The sequence below is a fragment of the Methylobacterium sp. 17Sr1-1 genome (assembly GCF_003173775.1).
GTDB lineage: Bacteria > Pseudomonadota > Alphaproteobacteria > Rhizobiales > Beijerinckiaceae > Methylobacterium.
Genome location: NZ_CP029552.1, coordinates 4,144,627 through 4,165,997 on the forward strand (window position 1 = coordinate 4,144,627; position 21,371 = coordinate 4,165,997).

The window sequence follows — 21,371 nt, forward strand, 5'->3', positions numbered from 1 at the left end:
GCCGGTAAACAACTGATACTGTGTACCAGAACCTTGGGACAGGGGATCTTTAATCCCTTCCGCTGCGTGCGTGGAAGCACGTCCCGGCATGTCATGGCCGTCTATATTCCAATCATCGCAACGGAACGCCGATCACTCCCGGGTCGATCGGCAGAAGACGGAGATTGGATCATATGAGGACCCGCATCGCCACCCTCGCCGCCTCTATCGTCCTCGGCGCCGCCCCGCTCTCGACCGCCATGGCCTTCCCGAACGCTCCCGCCCCGGCCTGGGCCAACAGCGTCGAGACCACCGGCTCGATCGGTGGACGCGCCAACTCCAGCGTGCCGTTCTACGGCGCCTGCCCGATGAGCTCGGCGTCGGAGGGCAACGCCAAGCAGCAGAACTTCCCGGTCAAGCAGTACGGCCAGACCTCTGGCGGCTATCGCTGCTGAGCCCGGTCGCCGGACTCTTCCGACCGGCGCCCTCGCCGCTCCCCAGCACCTCGACCATCACGTAACGCTGATGACGGGCCGCCCGCAGGGCGGCCCGTTTCGCGTCGAGGGGCGGCACCGTCACCCGAAATACACACCCTCCGCCGAACCGTGGGCGTACCCGGAAATCGCCGCAAACCGGCACCACACCTCGATCCCGACGGCGCGAGGCTTTCGTCGGCCCCGGGCCGTGCCGCTCGACTTTCGTGGCCGGGCGGCAAGCTTGGCACTTCGTTAAGCAGTCACTCGCATTCTCGCGCCAACACCTTCGGGAGATCCTCAGCGTGCGCGCTCCGACCTCATACGGCCTTCCGCGCCTCGGCGCGGGCGCGGCGCTCGTCGCCGCCCTCTTCGTCACCGCCGCGCCCCAGGCCCAGGCCCGCGACAATGTCGGCGCGGCGATCATCGGCGGCGCGGCGGCCGGCGTGCTCGGCGGCGTCGCGGCCGGCGCCATCATGAACGGCATGCAGCCCCCGCCCCCGCCGCCCCCGGCCTACGCCGTTCCCCCGCCGCGCCGGGTCTACGTCGAGGAGCCCGAGACCGTGATCGTGCGCCCGCGCCGCGGCCCGATCTGCCACTTCGAGCGCCGCAAGGTGTGGCTCGACGACGAGTCCTTCACCTACAAGCGCGTCGAGGTCTGCGAATAGGCCTCGCAAGCGTCGGATACGATCAGGGGCCGGCACACGGGGACGGGGCCGGCCCTTCTCACGTCTTCACCCCGTCCTTCACCAGGATCCAGTCCTCGATCACCACGGCGTCGAGGCCGGTGGTCGCGAACATCAGGATCGCGTCCTCGGCGGTGTGGAGGATCGGCTTGCCCATCACGTTGAAGCTGGTGTTGAGCAGGATCGGCACGCCAGTCCGCGCCGCGAAGGCCCGGATCAGGGCGGCGTAGGCCGGGTTGCGCTCCTCCGTCACGCTCTGGAGGCGGCCGGTGCCGTCCTCGTGCACCACCGCCGGCACCAGATCGCGCCTCTCGGGCCGCCAGACCAGGGTGCGCTCCATGTAGGGGCTGTCCTGATAATCCTCGAACCAGTCCGGCCCGGCCTCGGCCAGGATCGAGGGCGCGAAGGGCCGGAACGCCTCGCGGTACTTCACCTTGCCGTTCAGGATCGCCTTGGCGTCGGCTGGCCGCGGATCGGCCAGGATCGAGCGGTTGCCCAGCGCCCGGGGGCCGAACTCCGCCCGCCCCTGGACCCAGCCGACGAGCCCGCCGGCCGCCAGGATGTCGGCCGCGGCCTCGGTCACCCCGTCATGGCCGAGATGGCGCAGGCGCGGCTCCCAGCCGACCATCCGCTCCAGGGGCTCGGTCGAGACGCGCGAGCCGAGATACGGGGTGGCGAGGTGTCCCGGCCCGGTCCAGTCCGGGTTGTCCGCCTGGAAGGCGAGCCAGGCGGCGCCGAGCGCGTTGCCGTCGTCGGCGGGCGCGGACGGGACGTGGAGGCGCCGGTAACCGCAGCGTTGCAGCAGCCGGCCGTTATAGGACGAGTTGAGGGCGCAGCCGCCGGTGACGACGAGGTTCTCGTGCGGGCTGAGCCGCCACGCCTCGGCGACGAGCACGTCCATCAACTCCGAAAAGATCGCCTGTCCGCAGGCCGAGAGGTCGGCCCAGCCGTCCTCGTGGGCATCGGCCGGGCGGCGGGCGCGGATCTCGTCCGCCACCGCCTGCACGGTGGCGGCGTCGGAGAAGCGCAGGCGGCCGCCCTCGATCCGGTAGAGCCGGCGCAACAGCGCCATCAGCTCCGGGTCCTGGCGGCCGTAGGGGGCGAGCCCCATGATCTTCCATTCCTCGCCCTTGGTCTGGTCGAACCCGGCGAGATCGGTGACGAGGCCGAAGAAGAAGCCGATCGATTCGCGGCCGCGATGGCGCTTCACCTCGACGAGCCGCCCCGCCTCCATCCGGTAGATCGCCGAGGCGCCGGTCTCGCCCATCCCGTCGACGACGAGGCAGGTCGCGTCCCGGAAGGGCGAGCCCCACAACCCGTAGGCCGCGTGCGTCAGGTGGTGGGGATAGCGCTTGAGGCCCGCGATGGTCGAGCGGCCGCCATGCGCCCGGTCGAGGCCGAGCAGGGTGCCGTAGCCGGCGCGTCCCTGTGCGAGTGCCAGCTCGGCGATGAAGGTGCGCTCGGCCCGTTCCGGCACCAGCGAGCGGTTGAGCGCCGGGGAATGCCCGCGCAACGCGTCGAGCCCGAAGGCGCCGGTGCCCGCCTGGTCGGCGAGGTAGCGGCTGAAATCCGGCCCCCAGGTGGTGGCGACGACGAGCTCGGCGCCCGGCGGCAGATGGGCCTTGAGCAGGCCGGCCATGCGGGGCGCCGAATCCGGCTCGCAATTCGGGGCGCGCTTGTATTGCAGGTAGCGCTCCGTCGCCTCGGCGAAGAGCACCGCGCCGTCCGGCCCGACCAGGGCGAGGGCCGGGTCGTGGAAGGTGGTGGCGAGGCCGAGATAGTAGCGCATCGGATCCGTCGATCTGGTCACGCCGCCGCTCTAACAGTGTCGGCCTCCCCTGTCAGGCGGGGGACAAGCGTTGCGCGGGTGCATCGGGACGCCGCTCTCGCTGCGTGATCCCGCCGGATTTCGCCCGCGTTTCCGATGCCGATATGCTAGCGCAGTCATCGGGGTACGGCCCGTCGGGCCGTCGGACGAACATGGGGCGGCGCTCTCCTCGCGGGGCGGCACGGACAGCACGGTGCGCGACATCCTGACCGCCCTGGCGGGCCTCGTCATCCTGATCCTCGCCGCGGCCCTGGTCGCGCCGCCCTTCATCCCGTGGGAATCCTACCGCAGCACCGTCGACGCGGCGCTCGGCCGCTCGCTCGGGGTCGAGGCGCACAGCGACGGCCGCCTCGAGGTGCGCCTCCTGCCCTCGCCGCGCCTGCGGATCGACCACCTGCGGCTCGCGACCGGGCGGGACCGGCCGAGCCTCGACGCGCGCTTCGTCAAGGCCGAGATCGCCCTCACCCCGCTCCTCGCCGGCGAGATCCGCTTCACCGAGACCCGGATGGGCCGCGGCGAGGTCACCCTGCCGATGACCGAGGCCGGCAGCTTCCTGCCGCCGCCTTTCTCCGGCGAGGGACGCGACCTCGCAGTGGAAGACCTGCGTGTCTCTCAGCTCCTCGTCACCACCCGGGTGGCGGCGACCGGGCGCACCGACCAGGTCTATGCCGAGAACGTCCGGCTCTCCGCACCCCGCCTCGCCGGCCCGTGGCGGGCGGAGGGCAGCGTCGAGGCGGTGCCGTTCCGCCTCACCACCGGGGCGCCGGCCCCGGACGGGACGATCCCGGTCAAGCTCGGGGCGGGCGGCGACATGGTGCCCCGGCTCGATCTCGATGCCCGGGTCAGCGTCGCGTCCGGCCCGGAGGGCGGCGGGGTGCCGGAAGCGAGCGGCACCGCCCGCCTGGTGGTGGGACCGCCGGCCCAGGCCGCGGGCGCCGCGCTGCCGGTCTCGGTGCAGGGCGGGTTCAAGGCGAAGGGCCGGCTCGCCACCTTCGAGACCCTGAGCGTCGAGGTGCCGGGCGAGGCGCCCCTGCGCTTCACCGGTCGCGGCAGCCTCGACCTCGCGACCGCCCGGGCGACGATGAGCCTGGAGGCCCGCCGCCTCGACCTCGACGGCTTCCTGATGAGCGCCACCGGTCAGGCCCTGCTCGGGCGCGGCGTGGGGCCCGCCTCCCTGCCCGGCACCCTGGCGCTCGACGTCGCGGCCGACAGCCTGACGCTCGCCCGCGAGGAATGGAGCGGGGCCGTCCTGAGCGCCACCCTGCGGCCCTCCGGCGCCGTCACCCTGCGGCGGCTCGCCGGCACCGCCGCCGGCGGGATGGCGCTCGCTTTGTCCGGCGACGTGACCCCGAGCGGCGGTGTCTCGGGCCACGCCGCGGTCGACGCCCCGGCCTCGGACCGGCTCGCCCGGCTCCTCGACCGGCTCGGGCTTCACGGCCCGCTCGCCGGGCTCCTCGACGGCCGGCCCCTCTCGGCGGAGGCCGACGTGGCGGCGGCCCTGCCGGTGCTCTCGCTGCGCAACGCGCGGGTGGCCTTGGGGACCGCAAAGATCACCGGCAGCGCCCGCTACAGCCCGGCCGGGCCGGACCAAGCCCGCCCGCGCTTCGATGCCCAGATCATCGCCGACGGGCTCGACGTGGCGGAGCTGCCCCCGATGCGGGGCGCCATCGCGGCGCTCCAGGACCACGATGTCGGCCTGACCCTGCTCGCCCGCGACCTGCGCTACGGGCCGACCGGCCCCCGCACCGGCGAGATCGCCGCCAGCCTGCAATCCGAGGGCGCGGCGCTCCGCCTCGACAGCCTGGAGGTGCGCGACCTCGCCGGGGCCCGGGCCAGCCTCTCGGGCCGGATCGGCGCCGATGGCGGCGGGCGCATCACCGGGCGGGTGAGCGCCCCGGTGGCCGCGCCGCTGATCGACCTCGTCGCGCGCACCTTCGTCGACGAGGCGCGGCTGCTGCCGGGCTTCCTGCGCGACGGCCCGGTCGCCCTCGACGTGACGCTCGAACGCGATTCCGGGTCCGAGCCGGGCCGCCTGCGCGGCCAGGCCCGCGGCAGCGCCGCCGGCGGCCGCCTCGGCCTGTCGCTGGCGGCCCGGGCCGGGCGCCTCGACGACCTCGACGCCCGCCTCGACGGCGTGGCCTCCGGCCGCTGGCTCGGCCGGCCGGCCGATGCGGCGCTCACGATGCCCGCGAGCCTGCACCTCGCCGGGCGCAGACAGGAGACGAACGGGGTTGGGACGAACGGGACCGGGGCGGAGGGGCCGCTCGCCCTGACGCTCGACGCCGAGATCGCCGGGGCCGCCATCGCCACCGTCCGTCCGCTGGTGCTGCCGGCGGCCGGCCCGCTCCAGGACGGTGCGCTCAGCCTCGCGACGCCCGACCTGGGGCCGGTGGCCGGCCTCCTCGGTGCCGGCCCGGCCCTGGCGGGCCCGGTGCCGGCCCGGCTGAACCTCGGCTTTTCCCGCGCCGGCGATGCCCCGCGCCTCGTCGTGACCGGCACCCTCGCCGGCTCGGCGGTCGACGCGACCCTGACCCGGCCGCAGGGCGGCGAGGTCTCCGGCAGCGTCTCGCTCGAACGGCTCTCCCTGCCCTGGCTCGTCGGGGCGCTGGTGCTGAATCCCGGGGCGCCGGCAGGACCCGACGGCTGGTCCGCCACCCGCTTCGGACCGGCCCCGTCCATGCCCGTCACGGGCCAAATCGCCATGACGGTGCGGCGGCTCGATCTCGGCCGCGGCCTCGGGGCGGACTGGGCGCGGTTCGCCCTCGGGCTCGGGCGCGACGGCGTGACCTTCCGCGAGTTCGCCGCCGGCCTCGCGGGCGGGCGGCTCGCCGGCAGCGCCACCCTGGCCCGCCAGGGCGCCCAGGCGACGCTCGCGGCGGAGGGCGGCCTGACGGCGGCCGCGCTCCCGGCGCTCACCGGCGGCGACGCCCTGCGGGGGCAGGTGTCGTTGCGGCTCCGCCTCGGTGCGGCGGGGGACAGCCCGGCCGCCCTGGTCGGCAACCTCGCCGGCAGCGGCACCCTGGAGCTCGCCGGCCTCACCCTCCGCGACCTCGACCCGGCGGCGGTGCAGCGCGCGCTCGCCCGGCTCCTCGCCGAGGAGGATCCGCTGCGCACCGGCCGGGTCGAGCGGGTGGTGACGGAGGAGTTCGACCGCGGGCCGCTGGAGCTGGCGGGGCCCGTCTCGGTGCCGGCCTCGATGGTCGGCGGCACCTTGCGCACCGGGAGCCTCACCCTCGATCCCGGTCCCGCCACCTGGACCGGCCTGGTGCAGGTCGACGCGAAGGCCATGCGCCTCGACGCCCGCGGCACGTTCGCCGCCACCGCGACGCCCCGGGGCTGGACGGCGCCCTCGCCCACCCTCGGCCTCGCCCTCGTCGGCCCGCTGGCCCGGCCGCAGCGGGAGCTCGACCTCGTGCCGCTCGGCAACGTCCTGGCCGCCGTGGTGCTGCAGCGCGAGCTCGACAAGATCGAGACCGTCGAGGCCGACCGCAACGAGCTCGCCCGCCGCCGCAGCCGCCTGGAGATGGACCGCGCGCGGGCGGCCGAGGAGGCCCGGCAGGCCAGGCAGCGGGCGGAGGAGAAGCAGCGGGCGGAAGACGCGGCCAGGGCCGCCGAGGCCGCGAGGGCGGCGGCGGAGGCGGCGCGCGCGGCCGAAGCGGCCCGCCTGAAGGCCGAGGAGGAGGCGCGCCGGCATGGCGGCGGAATGCCGCCGGAGACCGGCAGCCCATAGCGCGCAGCCGGCGCTCAGACCGCCGCCTTCATCGCCTCGCCGAAGGACTCCACCAGCCGCGCCTCCAGCTTGCCGTCCATGGCGGCGAGGATCGCCATCGCGTCGGCCATCGGCATCGGCGGCTTGTAGGGGCGGCGCTCGGTCAGGGCGGCGTAGATGTCGCAGATGGTGAGAAGGCGGACCATGTCGCCGATCTCACCGCCGACGAGGCCGTCGGGATAGCCCGAGCCGTCGAGCATCTCGTGATGGTGGCGCACCACCGCGAGGGTGACCGGGTCGCGCTCGCCGCCCGCCCACAGGACCTCGTGGCCGATCGCCGCGTGGGTGCGCATCACCGCCAGCTCGTCCGGATCCAGACGGCCGGGCTTGTTGAGGATCTCGAGGGGGATGCGGGCCTTGCCGACGTCGTGGATCAGCGCGGCGCGCACGAAGTGGAACTGGTCCTCGTAGCGGAAGCCGAGATGCAGGGCGAATTGGGCGGCGAGGCCGGCCACCAGCAGGCAGTGCTGGTAGGTGGCGTCGTCATGGGTCCAGACCGTGTCGAGCCAGCGGGCGAGGCCGCCCTCCTGCACCGCGGTGAGGATCGGGCCGAGCCCGGCCTCGACGGCGCCGATGCGGACCGGCTGGCCGGCCCGGGTCTCGGCCATCAGGCCGGTCAGCGCCTCTCCGGCCCGGACCACGCCCTGGCTCACCGCCTGCTCGGCCTGGCCGGCCATGATCCCGACCTGGTTGGCCAGGGCCGCCACGATCGTCTCGGGCGGCACGTAGGCCGGCATGCACACCGTCGCCCCGAGGGTCTTGGCGTGGCGCAGGGCTTCCTGGGTCGCCTTGCGCAGGAGGCAGACCACCGGCAGGTGGCGGTTGGCGAAACGGCGTTGGAGGGCGCGCAGGCAATAATCGGCCTCCGGCCGCGACAGCGTCAGGTCGGAGATGACCCCTGCCAGCGCCCGCCGGTCCCGCCACGTCTCCTCGGGTCCGACGACGTCGCAGATCCCGATTCCCCGCAGGGCCGCGCTGATCGCGGCGCTGCGGTCCGGCCTGTCGGTCACGAGGACGAAGGTCCTCTCGTCGGGCATCGCGTCCCTCCCGGCGGCCGCACGGCCTCCACTGCGCCTATCGAATACGCGTCTAGTCCCGAATAAATGCTTACGAAGAAGAGCACCGGCCGGAGTGAAGTGACGACAGGCAGGAAACAAAACCAGCCATCGTCCGCGTTCGCGACCGGCCGAACGTCCCTCCTCGCATCGTCGGGACCCGCCTGCGCAGCCAGCTCCAGTGCATCCGGACCGTACCGCCGGAAGTTGTTCGGCACAACCTGACGACACTTGCGCCAGACCCGTGGATGACCCTGGGGAAGGGTCCTCGCAGCGGTCGGGCGACAGCGGTGCGGCGCGCGGAAGGGCCCGTCGCAGGGACGCCCGCCTGCAACCCGTCCGTGCGGCGATGCCGGCACGGAGTGCTGTTCCCCTCGACTGTCGAAGCCTCGTTCGGAGGGGTCGTGCACGGACCGTCATCTCCGGAACACAGGGCGTCACCTCGACGGCCGGACCGCGTTTCCCCAGCGTATCCGTCCTTATCCCGTCATCGGCCCTTCATACGGCCAAGCTAGGCGCCGACCCCGAACGGCAAAAGTATATTCGAGGGGCTCATGAATCCGAAACTCAGCGCCGCGCTGCTGGCGGCGACCTGTCTTTTCCCGGCCGATGCGTGGGCGCAAGGCGTGCCGACCTCGCCGCCGGTGGGATTCGCCAACAGCACCTCGGTCAATCCGGGCACGGTGATGAACCGCGTGCTCGATTCCTATGCCGGGCTCCTCACGGGCGACCCGGCGGCGCTGACCCGGAACTACCAGACCGTCGTCACCCTGACGCAGGGGCGGACCGACGCGCAGACCCTGGCGGCGATCCACGACGACCGTACCGGCCAGGCCTACAGCATCCTCAACGGCCTCGGGCCGCTGACCTCGTCCTACCTCACCGGGGCGGGCGCCTCGTTCACCGGCACGGCGCCGACCAGCCTGACGCCGACGAGCTACGTCAATACGACGCTCGCCGATTACGCAGCAAACATCAACACCGGCAACAACGCCAATGCGGGGGTGACGAGCTTCGGCAACGGCACCGCGACGCCGCTGGCGAGCGCCGTCGACTTCATCAACACCATTGCCCGCGCCAACGCCTCGACCGAGCCGGCCAAGCGGATCTTCGCCCGCTACCAGGGCGCCAACCCGGCGATCGACCCGCTCGACGCCCGCTTCAACACCTACAGCGCGACGGCGAACAAGGCCGGCCTCACGACCCGCGACACCGCGGGCCTGGTGGTGCCGACCTACCTGTCGAACTTTTCCGTGCCGGCGGTCTACGGCACGACGGCGCAATGGGTGCGCGGCTTCACCGTCACGCAGGCGATGATCGACGCCAATGGCGGCCGGCCGCTCACCGCGCCGAATGTCGGCACCTTCTCGGGCGGCGTCTTCACTCCGGCGACCTTCGGCGTCGGCGACTTCGTGCCGGGCATCGGCACCTCGCCGCGGCCCTACCGGGTCTCGACCGCGGTCGCCGTCCCGACCCTGCTGCAGCCGATCGTCAACAGCACCAACCCCTACGCCGACGGCGCCTATCCGAGCGGCCACACCAATTCGGGATATCTTCAGGCGCTCGCCACCGCCTTCCTGGTGCCGCAGCGGGGCCAGCAGCTCCTGACCCGGGCCTCGGAGCTCGGCAACAACCGGGTCCTCGCCGGCATGCACTCGCCCTTCGACGTGATGGGCGGCCGGATCGAATCCTCGGCGATCGTCGCCACCAACCTCTACGGCGCGCTCTACGACGCGAGCGGCAACCGGGTCGACTGGACGAACCCGGCGAACACGACGGCCTACGGGGTCTACCAGGCCTACCGGCAGACGCAGTCCTACCTGGCCTCCGCTTGCGGCGCGTCGAGCGTCACCGCCTGCCTCAACGCGGCCTCCGGCAGCGGCGACGCCTTCGGCAACGCGGCGCAGAACAAGGCGGATTACACCGCCCGCCTGACCTACGGCTTCCAGCCGGGCGGCACGGTCACGCCGATGACCACCGCCGACGTGCCGCTCCAGGCGCAGGTGCTGCTGCTCACTCGCTTCCCCTACCTCACCGACGCGCAGCGCACAGAGGTGCTGGCGAGCACCGGCCTGCCCTCCGGCATCCCCGTGCTCGGCGGCAACACCTATGACGGCTGGGGCCGGCTCAACCTCTACGCCGCCTTCGACGGCTACGGCGCCTTCGCCCGCAACGTCACCGTCACCATGGACGCCGCGCAGGGCGGGTATTCGGCCTTCGACACCTGGCGCAACGACATCGCGGGATCGGGCTCGCTCACCAAGGCCGGCACCGGCACCCTGGTGCTCACCGGCACCAACACGTATGCGGGCGGCACCACCGTCTCGGGCGGCACGCTGGTCGGCCACGCCCAGGCCTTCGGGTCGGGCGCGATCCGCAACGACGCCAGCCTGGTCCTCGACCAGGCGAGCGATGCCGGCATGGCCAATGCCCTCTCCGGGACCGGCAGCCTGACCAAGCTCAACGCCGGCACCTTGAGCCTCACCGGTCAGAGCAGCCTCACCGGCGCGACGGCAATCCTCGGCGGGCGCCTCGCGGTGAACGGGTCGCTCGCCGGCTCGGTCGTCACCGTCGGCCAGGGTGCCGGCCTCGGCGGCACCGGCGTGGTCGGCGGGGTCGTGGCGCAGTCCGGATCGACCGTTGCCCCCGGCAATTCCATCGGAACCCTGACGGTGGCCGGCAACGCCACCTTGGCGGCAGGCTCCACCTTCCAGGTCGAGACCAACGCGAGCGGCCAGGCCGACCGCCTTTCGGCCACCGGCACCGCCACGCTCCAGGGCGGCACCGTCCAGGTGCTGGCGCAAAACGGCGCTTACGACCCGCGCACCCGGTACACCATCCTGTCCGCCAATACCGGCGTGTCGGGCACCTTCGGGGGTGTCTCCTCCAACCTCGCCTTCCTCACCCCGACGCTGCGCTACCAGCCGACGCAGGTCGACCTCACGCTGACCCGCAACGACACCCCCTTCGCCGCCATCGCCCAGACCCGCAACCAGGCCGCCGTCGCCGGTGCCATCGAGGGGGCCGGCGCGGGCAGCGGCCTCTACGGTCGCACCGTCGGGCTCACCACGCCGGAGGCCGTCACCGCCTTCCAGGCGCTCACCGGCGACATCCATGCCAGCTCGGTCTCGGCCTCCTACGAGACCGCCTTCTTCGTGCGCGAGGCCATCCTCGACCGCCTGCGCTGGGCCGGCGACGCCACCCGCGATTACGGCAGCCTGCCGGCCACCTACACCGCCGACCTGCCCGGCCGCGCCGCGCCGATCGCCCCGGTGCCGGTGCGGGTGCTCGATCCCCGGGTGTTCGGCCTGTGGGGCCAGGGCTTCGGCAGCTTCGGCCGGGCGAGGACGGACGGCAACGCGGTGACGCTCGACCGCGACACCGCCGGCTTCGTGCTCGGTGCCGACGTGCGGCTGGAGAACGGGATCAAGCTCGGCGTGGCCGGCGGCTATACCAGCACGAGCCTCGACAGCCCCGGCCGCACCGCGAGCGGCACGATCGAGGGCGGCTTCGGCGGCGTCTATGGCGGCTACGAGGCCGGGCCGTTCGCCCTGCGGCTCGGCGCTTCCTACGCCGATACCAGCCTGCGGCTGCGCCGCAGCGTGGTCTTCCCCGGCGTCTCGGAGACGGAGAGTGCGCGCTACGGCGGCTCCGTGGTGCAGGGCTTCGGCGAGATCGGCTACCGGATCGCGCTCGGCGCGGGCGTTCTCGGCAGAGCGGCGCCGATTACCCCCTCGTATATCGAGCCGTTCGTGGGCGGGGCTTACGTTGGCATCGACCGGGACCGGTTCGCCGAGACCGGCGGCGTCGCGGCCCTGACCGGCGCGTCGCGGCTGTCGGAGATCCCGACGCTGACGGCGGGCGTGCGGGGTCGGACCGAGGTGGATCTGGGCTTCGGAGCCCCGGTGTCGCTGCACGGCCTCGTCGGCTACCGGCGGGCGTTCGGGGACGTGATCCCGACGGCGGTGCTGGCCTTCGGTACCGGCCCGAGCTTCGTGACGGCCGGCATCCCGATCACCCGGGACGCGCTGATCGCCTCGGCGGGGGTGGACCTGCGGGTATCCTCGGCGGCGACGCTCGGCGTGTCGTATACCGGCCAGGTCGGCTCGCGGGCGGAGGACCACGCGGTGAAGGGCACCTTCACCTACCGGTTCTGATCGCCCCGACATGAAGGGGGCGCGGCACACGAGCCGCGCCCTTCGTCTGTCGGCCCGGAAAGGTCACGGGCCCGGCGGCACCATGCCCTTCCCCGCCAGGACCGGGGCGGCCTGCGGGCCGGCGAGGTCGCGCAGGAGCGCGGACGCGGCCTCTGGCTCCGCCGCCCCCGCCGGGACCATCCCGGCATAGACGGTGTAGTTCTGCACTTCCGCGGGGATCGGGCCGACGAGACGGGCGCCCGCGACCGCCAAGAGCTCGCTCGTCTGCTGGAGCGCGAGGTCGGCCTCGCCCGTGACGAGGCGCGCGGCGGCCAGCCCCCCGCGCACGAGGACGAGCTTGCCCTTCATGGCGTCGGCGATGCCGAGGCGCGCGAAGAGCTGCGCGAGGTAGATCCCGCTCGACCCGCCGGAGGCCGGATCGACCATCGCGACGGCCCGCGCCCGCAGGAGCGCCTCGCGAAAACCCGCCACCGTGGCGATGTCGGGGAGCGGCGCGCCGTCGCGGACCGCGACGCCGATGCCGACCTTCGCGAGCGGCACCGGCGGCCCGCCGGCGAGGCGCTGCTCCCGGATCAGCGCCTCGAAGCCGCCCGGGGTCAGCACCACGAGGTCGGGCCGCGCCCCGTCGCGGATCGCCTGCGCCACCGCCCCGGCGGTGTCGTTGCGGATCGTGACCGTGTGGCCGGTGCGCCGCTCGAAATCCGGCACCAGGGCGGCCGCGACGGGCTTGTAGGCGCCGGTGGTCAGCAGCGTGATCTCGGCCGCCCGCGCGGGGGCGACCAGGGCGAGGACGAGGCAGACGGTACCGACGCGGCGCAAGGCGCGGATCGGAATCGTGACGCGGCGCATGCAGGAGGCTCCCGGAGAACGGGCCGCGTGCCCGGCCCCGCCCCTCGGTAGCCGACCCGGTCTCCGTTCAGCGAGCGAAATCCGAGAAGCCGCCGGTGACGGCGCCGGAGGCCGCCAGCGCCGCCCGGCTCGCGGGCGCCACCAGGGCGGCGAGTTCCTGCGCATAGGCGTAGCCAGGTGCCTCGCCGGGAAAGCCGCCCTCGGTGGCGGGGTGCAGGTAGAGCTCGGTCAGCCCGTTCGGCAGTTGGCCCAGCAGGGCTTGGACCCGGACGGGCGTCATCTCCCCCGACCAGGCGAGGCCGAGCACGTGGTCCGGGACCAGGAGCCCGGCGCGCCGGGCCCGGGCGCGCAGCAGCGCCGACCACGGCGCGGTGTCGAGGGCGAGGCTAGGGCGCGCCCCGGGCTCGGCGCGACGCAAGGTGTCGCGCGGCTCGCGCGGCACCCGGATCGCCCGCATGCCGTAGTCGCGCCCGACCCGCAGCACCATGCCGGCGATGATCGGGTGGATGTGGAAGTGCTTGTGCGCGTTGACGTGGTCGAGGGGCAGCCCGGTCGTCCGGAAGGCCTCGAACTGGGCCCGGATCTCGGCCTCGAGCTGGCGGCGGGCGCGGGGCTTGAGGGCGAGATCGAGCCCGAGCCGCGCCTGGTCGGCCCGCATCAGCCCGGCGCCGTCGGTGAGGTCGGGCAACTGCGCCGCCGGCAGGGTCGGCCAGGCCTCGACCATCACGAGGTGCAGGCCGACCCGCAGGGACGGCATCGCCTGCGCCCGCGCCAGCGCGTCGGCAGCGCCGGGCGCCGACACCATCAGGCTCGCGGCGGTGAGGATGCCATGGCGATGGGCCTGCTCCACCGCCGCGTTGACCTGGGGCGACAGGCCGAAATCGTCCGAGGTGACGACGAGGCACTTGCGGGGCACGGGCGTGGTCATGGTCGGCTTCATGTCTCGCGATGCGAAAGAGCCTCCCCGTCCGGCCGGACGGGGAGGCTCGCGCCCGCTTGTACGGGATCGTCGGTCTTAAGAGCTTACGCCGCCTTCTTGGCGACGCCCTGGCGCTCGCGCAGGAAGTGCCAGAACTCGACGCCCTCGCGCAGGCGGCGCTTCATCATGTCGGGCGAGCGCACCATCTCGCTGACGATCGAGGCGATCTTCGGGGCGCGGAAGTAGAATTTCTTGTAGAACTCCTCCACCGAGTTGAAGATCTCGGTGTGGGACAGGTGCGGGTAATGCAGCGGCGCGATCTGCACGCCGTTCTCGTCGACCAGCTCGGCGTTGTCCTTGTCGAGCCAGCCGTTCTCCACGGCCTGCTTGTACAGGAAGGTGCCCGGGTAGGGCGCTGCGAGCGAGACCTGGATGGTGTGCGGGTTGATCCGCTTGGCGAAGGCGATCGTCTCCTGGATCGTCTCCTTGGTCTCGCCGGGCAGGCCGAGGATGAAGGTGCCGTGGATCGCGATGCCGAGATCGTGGCAATCCTGCGTGAACTTCTCCGCGACCTCGACCCTCATGCCCTTCTTGATGTTGTGCAGGATCTGCTGGTTGCCGGACTCGTAGCCGACCAGCAGCAGGCGCAGGCCGTTCTCCTTGAGCACCTTCAGGGTCTCGCGCGGCACGTTGGCCTTGGCGTTGCACGACCAGGTCACGCCGAGCTTGCCGAGCTCGCGGGCGATCTCCTCCGCGCGCGGGAGGTTGTCGGTGAAGGTGTCGTCGTCGAAGAAGAACTCCTTGGTCTGCGGGAACTCCTTCAGGCAGTACTTGATCTCCTCGATCACGTGCGCGACCGAGCGGGTGCGGTAGGTGTGGCCGCCGACCGTCTGCGGCCACAGGCAGAAGGTGCAGCGCGACTTGCAGCCCCGGCCCGAATAGAACGAGATGTAGGGGTGCTTCAGGTAGCCGATGAAGTACTTCTCCATCTGCAGGTCGCGCTTGTAGACCGAGGTCACGAACGGCAGCTGGTCCATGTCGGTCATGATCTCGCGGTCCGGGTTGTGGACCACGACACCGTCGGCGTCGCGATAGGAGAGACCCTTGATCTCCGCCATCGGCACGCCGTCGGCGACCTCCTTGACGGTGAAGTCGAACTCGTTGCGGGCGCAGAAATCGACCGCGGGGGCCTGGGCCATGGCGCCGGCGGCGTCCACCGCGACCTTGGCGCCGATCAGGCCGGCGATCAGCTTCGGGTTGGCCGCCTTCAGCGCCTCGATCGTCTTCACGTCCGACTTGAACGACGGCACCGAGGTGTGCAGCACCACGAGGTCGAAGTCGTTGGCCTGGGCGACGATCTCCGGCAGCTTGATGTCGTGCGGCGGCGCGTCGATCAGCTTGGAGTTCGGCACGAGCGCCGCCGGCTGGGCGAGCCAGGTCGGGTACCAGAACGACTTGATCTCGCGCTTGGCCTGGTAGCGCGAGCCGGCGCCGCCGTCGAAGCCGTCGAAGGTGGGGGCCTGGAGGAAGAGGGTCCGCATCATCGGGGGAATCGTCTCTTGAGCAGGAAGCCGCGGTCACGGCCGGTGAGGCCGCCGGGCGGCCCGATGAGGTGTCTTTAAGTCGAGGGAGCGCCGGACTCGCGGGCGAGGCCGGATTCCGGGATCAGCGTACCGTCCGCAACGACCCGATAATCATGACCTTTCCAAGTCACGGCACCGGACATGAAGCACCAGGCGAAGCCGGCGAAGGACAGGAGGTCGCGGATCGGCAGGAGCCAGTAGGGATGCGGCTCGAGACCGAAGGCCCGCTCGACCCGCACGCACAGCACGATCCGGCAGGCGAGCGCGAGCGCCGCGGTGGCGAGCGTGTAGGCGCCCGAATCGGGCAGGAGCGCGGCGATCAGCGCCAGCGGGAAGGCGTGGGTGACGAGCGTGCCGGCGTAGCCGGCCGGATCGACGTTGCGGATGGTGCGGTTCCACCGGGTCTCGTGGCGCCACAGGCCGGCGAGCGAGGTGTCGACGCAGGTATGCCCGATGGTGAAGTTCGGGATCGCCACGATGCCTCCTTCAGCGCGGAGCGCCGCCCCGAGGGTGTAGTCGTCGGCGAGATCGTCGCGGATCGCCTCGAAGCCGCCGATGCGGGCGAGCACCTCGGTGCGGAACGCGATGGTGGAGCCGAAGCACGGATCGGCGAGGCCGAGGCCCGTGCCCATCAGGACGTTGGGCAGGAACTGCGTGTCGATGGCGAGCGCCGAGAGATGCGCCCAGACGCCGCCATTCGCCGGCACGCCGTGATAGAGGCAGGTGACGCCGGACACGCCGGGGCGGGCGAGCTCCGCGACGATGCGCTCGAGGTAGTCGGGCGCCACCACCATGTCGCTGTCGGCCAGCACCACGACGTCGTGGGCGATCAGCCCCGCCATGTTGATCAGGTTCGAGACCTTGCGGTTCGCGCCGTGCTGGCGGGCGTCGATCACCAGGTCGATGCGCAACTCGGGGTGCTCGGCCTGGAGCCGGTGCACCACGGCGATCGCCGGATCGGCGGCGTTCTGCACCCCGAACACCACCTGGACGGCGCCCGCATAGGCCTGGGCGCAGAAGGTGGTGAGGTTGTGGTGCAGGTTCGGCTCGTCGCCGCAGAGCGGCTTGAGCAGGGTCACGGAGGGGCGGGGCGCGTCGGGCGCGAGGCGCGGCACCGGCTGCCCGGCGAGGCGCCCGGCGAGCCAGGCGGTCGTCAGGCCGTACACGCATCCGGCGAGCGCCAGGACGAGCAGGAGGGCGGAGATCCAGGTCCATTCCATGGCGTGGCGGCGATCCCTGGGAGGAGTTGGCCGCGCGGCAGGCGCGCGGCGGGCTGTGTTGTGGGTTGAGGGTGCGGGCGGAGGGTAAGCACTTCGTGACCGCCGGCCGTCACGGGCCGGCAGACGACTTGGCAGGCGACCCGGCGGGCTACTTGGCCGCCGGGGCCTTCGGTGCCGGCGCCGCCAGCATCGTCTCGGTGGACTTCCGCAGATGGGCGAGCAGACCGTCGGCCCCGCCCTCCTGCAGCGGCTCGGAGAAGCCGGTGCGCAGGGTGCCGGCCTCGCTCACCGTGCCCTGGAGGTAGACGTCGGTGATCCGGTTCTCGGCGTTCAGCACGTAATCGACCGGCGAGGTGTCGCCGCTGCCGTCGGTCACCGTGACGTGGACGATATGGCCGTTGCCGCGCGGCTCGCTCTTCGGGTCGATGGCGAATTTGCTGCCCGTCGCGGCGCTGAGCCGCGTGGCGTAGGTCGCCGGGAGATAGGCCTCGAAGGCGGTGACCAGGGCTTGCTGCTTGTCGGCCGGGATGTCCTTCCAGCGGGTGCCGACGCCGAGGCGCAGCATCGCCGGCAGGTCGAACGACTCCTTCATCGGGCCGGACAGGGTCTCGGCCCGGGCACGCACGTCGCCGGCCTTGAGCGCGGCCTCGAGGGCGTCGGTCATGCGCCGCACGGTCGCGACCGCCGGATCGCCCTCCCCGGCCGCGGGGGCAGCGGCGGGAGTTTGGGCCAGGGTCGGCAGCGCCGCCGTGAGGAGGCCGGCGATCGTCAGGCTGCGCAGGGTCTCGCGTCGGGTCTGCACCAGGTCACTCTCCTTTGCCGTCGGCGGGCGCCGCGGCGTAGCCGTAAGCAGGCATCGGCGCCTGACGCAGCTGGGTGTCGCGCGGGCGCATCCATGCCCGCAGGGCCGCGCCGATCCCGGCCGCCGGACGGCCCGGGTCGGCCTCGTTCTCCATGGCGTGCCACAGCATCAGGCTCGGCAGCCCGACGGCGAGGTCGGCCAGGCGCTTGATCAGCGAGAGGGCCAAAGCCGCCTCGGCCGGGATGCCGAACACGGCGCAGAGCGCGATCAGGCCGCCCTCCTGGGCCCCGAGCGCGCCCGGCACCGCGAAGGCCGCGCCGCGCACGGCTTGCGCCAGGCTCTCGATCACGATCGCCTCGAGGAAGCCGACCTCGTAGCCCATGAAGCGGAGCGCGATCCAGACCTCGAAGGTGCCGATGATCCAGCCGAACAGATGCGTGCCGATGGCGGTGAGAATGCGGCCGCGGGCGGCGTAGAGGCCGCGCAGGCGCTCGAACATCACGTCGACCGCGCCGAAGATGCGCCACTCGCGCCCCCCGGCGAAGCGGTTGATCGCCGCCTGGAGCAGGCTCTGCCCGAAGCGGCGCTGCACCAGGTAGAACGCCACGAGGGCCGGCGCCGCCACCACGAGGCCGAGGCCCACGTAGTGCACGATCGGCCCGTCGCCGCCCAGCGCCACCAGGATGCCGAGGCCGGCCAGCGTGAACAGGAACTGGGTCAGCGCCTGGACCATCAGGTCGACGAGGGTGGAGGCGCCCGACAGGGCGCCGGACACCCGCTCGCGCGTCAGCAGCCGGGCGCCGATCAGGTCGCCGCCGACCTGCGCCACGGGCAGGAGCGTGTTGATGCCCTCTCGCACGAAGCGCACGCTGACGCAGGCCCGCAGCAGCGGCCTCTCGCCGCGGGGAAACACCACCCACCAGCCGAGACCCGCCCAGGCGACGGCGACGAAGCGCGCCACCACGACCAGCACGGCGCCCCAGCCGGACGCCCACAGGGCCGCCGCGACCGCCTCCGGCCCCGAGGAGACGAACAGGCCGATCACGGTGCAGAGGCCGGCGATCAGGCCCAGTGTCGTCAGTCGCTTCATGACCCTCTTTCTGTCGCAGCGGCAGCGGCCCTCAGGGGGCGCGCCATTCCGGCAACGGAGTCGAAACAAAGCAGCGCCGTTGCATCCCGGCACGTTGCAGCTTTGATGGGCGCTGTCTATCACCGGCCGGACACAGTGCCGGCGAAACCGGCATCCATCACCGGCGCGGCGGGCCAGCCCAAAGCACCGCCGCCCAAGCAATGCCGCAAGCCTACATTACGGCGCATCGTCCTCCCCGCCCCGATTCGGCCGGCGGGGGCCGGAACCGCGAAAGAAGGCCGCTCGTGACGGCCGCCAAGGGATGAACAGCATGGATCGGGAGACGACCTTCGAGGCCGAGCGCGGTGGCGCGCTCGACGAGGCCGCCGCGCATGACCTGACGGCCTTCGGGGGCGACGCGCCCGGCCGGGCGCCGGCGCCGCAATCGCCGGTGATGGCCTGGAACGAGTGGGATCCGCTGGAGGAGGTGATCGTCGGCTCGCTCGACGGCGCCACGATCCCGACCCACCACCTGACGGTGATCTTCAACCTGCCGCGGGCCGCCCAGCCGTTCTACCGGCTCGCCTCGGGCTGGAAATATCCCGGCTTCATGAAGAAGCTCGCCCAGCAGGAGCTCGACGGCTTCATCAAGATCCTGGCCGGCGAGGGCGTGAAGATCCGCCGTCCGGACTCCGTGGACTTCTCGAAGAAGTTCCGCGCCCCGCGCTGGTCGTCGCGCGGCTTCTGCGTCGCCTGCCCGCGCGACCCGTACCTGGTGATCGGCGACGAGATCATCGAGAGCCCGATGTGCTGGCGCTCGCGCTACTTCGAGGGCGACGCCTACCGCTCGCTGTTCAAGGAGTATTTCCGGGCCGGCGCGCGCTGGACCTCGGCGCCGCGGCCGCAGCTCACCGACGAGCTCTACAACTACGACTACCGGGTGCCGAACCTGAAGGCCGGCGAGCCGATGCAGTTCACGGTGAACGAGTTCGAGCCCGTCTTCGACGCGGCCGACTTCGTGCGCTGCGGCCGCGACCTGTTCGTCACCCGCTCGAACGTGACGAACCTGATGGGCATCGAGTGGCTGCGCCGCCACCTCGGCCCGGGCTTCCGCATCCACGAGATCGAGAGCCGCTGCCCGCAGCCGATGCACATCGACTCGTCGTTCATGCCGCTCGCCCCCGGCAAGGTGCTGGTCAACCCCGACTACATCGACGTCGAGAAGCTGCCGGCGGTGCTCAAGAAGTGGGACGTGCTGATCGCGCCCCGCCCCGACCCCGTCGAGGGCTTCATGAGCAAGATCTCGATGTGCTCGCCCTGGACCTCGATCAACGTGCTCGCCATCGACGAGAAGAAGATCGTGGTCGATGCGAGCCAGCCGACGCTAATCAAGGCGCTCAAGGATTGGGGCTTCGACCCGATCCCGACGCCCTTCCTGTCCTACGGACCGTTCGGCGGCTCGTTCCACTGCGCCACGCTCGACGTGCGCCGGCGCGGCCCGCTGAAGTCGTACTTCTAGGACGAGCGACTTAGGCGCCGGAGGCGTTCGAGAACGCCCGCATCGTCCCGGGACCGCCCAGCGGATCCCGGGACGATGCCCCGATCCCGTTCGCGGTTTCGTTACGATCGGCCGGTCATGGAGGAGGTCGGCGCAGAGCCGTCCGCCACCCGAAGGCCGTCGCCCGATGAGGATCCTGGTACTCGGCGGCTACGGCCTGATCGGCTCCGCCGTGCTCGTGCGCCTGATCGAGGCCGGTCACGCGGTGGTCAGCCTCGGGCGCGACACAAGAGGCGCGCGGCGCCGCTTCCCCGAGGCGACCTGGATCGAGCGCGACATCGCGACCTTGCGCGAGCCCGCGGCGTGGCATCCGCTGATCGCCGGCTGCGACGCGGTGGTGAACTGCGCCGGCGCGCTGCAGGACGGACCCCGCGACGACGTACGCGCCGTCCAGGACACCGCCATGCGGGCCCTGTTCCGCGCCTGCGCCGAAGCCAGGCTCCGGCGGGTCGTGCAGGTCTCGGCCGTCGGCGCCATGCCCGACGCGCGGACCGCCTTCATGCGCACCAAGGCCGCGGCCGATGCCGCCTTGGGCCAGCTCGACCTCGACTGGATCATCCTGCGTCCCGGCCTCGTGCTCGCCCCCACCGCCTATGGCGGGACCGCCTTCCTGCGGGCGCTCGCCTCCACACCGCTGGTCTTGGCCGTGGTCGGCGGCGCCGGCCCGATCCAGACCGTGCACGTGGACGACGTCGCCGAGGCCGTCCGCCTCGGCCTGGAGGGACGGGTCGCGGCCCGGGCAGCCTACGACCTCGTCGAGGACGAAGCCCACGGCTTGGGCGACGTGGCGGCGGCGTTCAGGGCCTGGCTCGGCCACGAGCCGGCCCCGGTCGTCGCGGTGCCGCGCCTCCTCGTGCGGCCGGTGGTGGCGATCTGCGACGGGCTTGGCCGGCTCGGCTGGCGCTCGCCGCTGCGCAGCACCGCCCTCGTCCAGGTCACCGAGGGCGTGACCGGCGATCCCGAACCCTGGCGCCGAGCCGGCGGGCCGCGCGCGACGGGCTTGCGCGCCAGCCTGCGCCGCCTGCCGTCCACGGTGCAGGAAAGCTGGTTCGGCCGGCTCTGGCTCCTGAAGCCGGTGATCGTCGGCGGCCTCGCCCTGTTCTGGATCGTCTCGGGCCTCGTCGGGCTCCTGCGGTTCGACGCGGCGGCGGCGGTGCTGACGGAGCGCGGTGTCGGCGCGGCCTCTGCCCAGGCGGCGGTCGCGGGCGGCATCGTCCTCGATCTCGTCCTCGGGGCGCGATGCTGGTGCGGCGCCTGATGCCGCTCGCCGCATTGGCGATGATCGGCGGCACGCTGGCCTATCTGGCGGCCGGGACGGTGCTCGCTCCCGACCTCTGGGCCGATCCGCTCGGTCCTTACGTGAAGACGCTGCCCGCAGCGCTCCTGGCGCTGGTCGCGCTGGCGCTCGCCGCGGAACGCTGAGC

At 72.6% G+C, this 21,371-nt stretch carries 15 protein-coding genes; 7 read left to right on the forward strand and 8 right to left on the reverse strand.

The features are described from left to right. Window positions 1–173: 173 nt before the first annotated feature. Entirely contained in the window at window positions 174–434 is a 261-nt protein-coding gene (locus tag DK412_RS18640; protein ID WP_109973162.1) for a hypothetical protein, read from the forward strand. 323 nt (window positions 435–757) lie between these two features. Beyond that, window positions 758–1,120 carry a hypothetical protein gene (locus DK412_RS18645; protein ID WP_109973163.1) on the forward strand — a complete coding sequence of 121 codons (363 nt, stop codon included), beginning with the start codon at window positions 758–760 and terminating at the stop codon, window positions 1,118–1,120. A gap of 58 nt (window positions 1,121–1,178) precedes the next feature. Here the strand turns inward: DK412_RS18645 and DK412_RS18650 are convergent, their stop codons facing one another. Then, window positions 1,179–2,927, reverse strand: a complete 1,749-nt coding sequence (locus DK412_RS18650) for a carbamoyltransferase C-terminal domain-containing protein (protein WP_109973164.1) — start codon at window positions 2,925–2,927, stop codon at window positions 1,179–1,181. A 232-nt stretch (window positions 2,928–3,159) separates the two neighbouring features. Between DK412_RS18650 and DK412_RS18655 the strand changes: the two genes are divergently transcribed. Continuing rightward, entirely contained in the window at window positions 3,160–6,696 is a 3,537-nt protein-coding gene (locus DK412_RS18655) for an AsmA-like C-terminal region-containing protein (RefSeq protein WP_109973165.1), read from the forward strand. Between the two features lie 14 nt (window positions 6,697–6,710). Here the strand turns inward: DK412_RS18655 and DK412_RS18660 are convergent, their stop codons facing one another. Continuing rightward, entirely contained in the window at window positions 6,711–7,772 is a 1,062-nt protein-coding gene (locus DK412_RS18660) for an HD domain-containing phosphohydrolase (RefSeq protein ID WP_109973166.1), read from the reverse strand. 572 nt (window positions 7,773–8,344) lie between these two features. Here DK412_RS18660 and DK412_RS18665 point away from each other — a divergent pair. Beyond that, window positions 8,345–11,947 carry an autotransporter domain-containing protein gene (locus DK412_RS18665; RefSeq protein ID WP_245447078.1) on the forward strand — a complete coding sequence of 1,201 codons (3,603 nt, stop codon included), beginning with the start codon at window positions 8,345–8,347 and terminating at the stop codon, window positions 11,945–11,947. A 63-nt stretch (window positions 11,948–12,010) separates the two neighbouring features. Here DK412_RS18665 and DK412_RS18670 read toward each other — a convergent pair whose 3' ends face one another. From DK412_RS18670 to DK412_RS18695, 6 genes are all read right to left on the reverse strand, one after another. Continuing rightward, on the reverse strand, window positions 12,011–12,796 hold the full coding sequence (locus DK412_RS18670) for a substrate-binding domain-containing protein (RefSeq protein ID WP_162596243.1): 786 nt from the start codon (window positions 12,794–12,796) through the stop codon (window positions 12,011–12,013). A 67-nt stretch (window positions 12,797–12,863) separates the two neighbouring features. Further along, window positions 12,864–13,724: a hopanoid biosynthesis-associated protein HpnK gene (gene hpnK / locus DK412_RS18675; RefSeq protein ID WP_109975361.1), complete on the reverse strand. Its 861-nt coding sequence runs from the start codon at window positions 13,722–13,724 to the stop codon at window positions 12,864–12,866. A 95-nt stretch (window positions 13,725–13,819) separates the two neighbouring features. Then, complete coding sequence (gene hpnJ, locus DK412_RS18680) at window positions 13,820–15,256, reverse strand: hopanoid biosynthesis associated radical SAM protein HpnJ (protein WP_109975362.1); 1,437 nt, start codon at window positions 15,254–15,256, stop codon at window positions 13,820–13,822. Between the two features lie 77 nt (window positions 15,257–15,333). After that, on the reverse strand, window positions 15,334–16,518 hold the full coding sequence (gene hpnI, locus DK412_RS18685) for a bacteriohopanetetrol glucosamine biosynthesis glycosyltransferase HpnI (RefSeq protein ID WP_109973168.1): 1,185 nt from the start codon (window positions 16,516–16,518) through the stop codon (window positions 15,334–15,336). Window positions 16,519–16,666: 148 nt separating this feature from the next. Then, window positions 16,667–17,320, reverse strand: a complete 654-nt coding sequence (locus DK412_RS18690) for an ABC transporter substrate-binding protein (protein ID WP_204165397.1) — start codon at window positions 17,318–17,320, stop codon at window positions 16,667–16,669. A gap of 4 nt (window positions 17,321–17,324) precedes the next feature. Next, the gene (locus DK412_RS18695; protein WP_109973169.1) at window positions 17,325–18,410 is read right to left on the reverse strand and encodes a lysylphosphatidylglycerol synthase domain-containing protein; all 1,086 of its coding nucleotides are present in this window, start codon (window positions 18,408–18,410) and stop codon (window positions 17,325–17,327) included. A 310-nt stretch (window positions 18,411–18,720) separates the two neighbouring features. Here DK412_RS18695 and DK412_RS18700 point away from each other — a divergent pair, with 310 nt between their 5' ends. The 3 genes from DK412_RS18700 (at window position 18,721) to DK412_RS31070 (ending at window position 21,369) form a co-directional block, all read left to right on the forward strand. Beyond that, window positions 18,721–19,908, forward strand: a complete 1,188-nt coding sequence (locus DK412_RS18700) for an amidinotransferase (protein WP_109975364.1) — start codon at window positions 18,721–18,723, stop codon at window positions 19,906–19,908. A 166-nt stretch (window positions 19,909–20,074) separates the two neighbouring features. After that, complete coding sequence (locus tag DK412_RS18705) at window positions 20,075–21,205, forward strand: NAD(P)H-binding protein (protein WP_245447079.1); 1,131 nt, start codon at window positions 20,075–20,077, stop codon at window positions 21,203–21,205. Next, the gene (locus DK412_RS31070) at window positions 21,193–21,369 is read left to right on the forward strand and encodes a DoxX-like family protein (RefSeq protein WP_245447080.1); all 177 of its coding nucleotides are present in this window, start codon (window positions 21,193–21,195) and stop codon (window positions 21,367–21,369) included. The genes DK412_RS18705 and DK412_RS31070 overlap by 13 nt, the downstream gene beginning before the upstream one ends. Window positions 21,370–21,371: the final 2 nt, after the last annotated feature.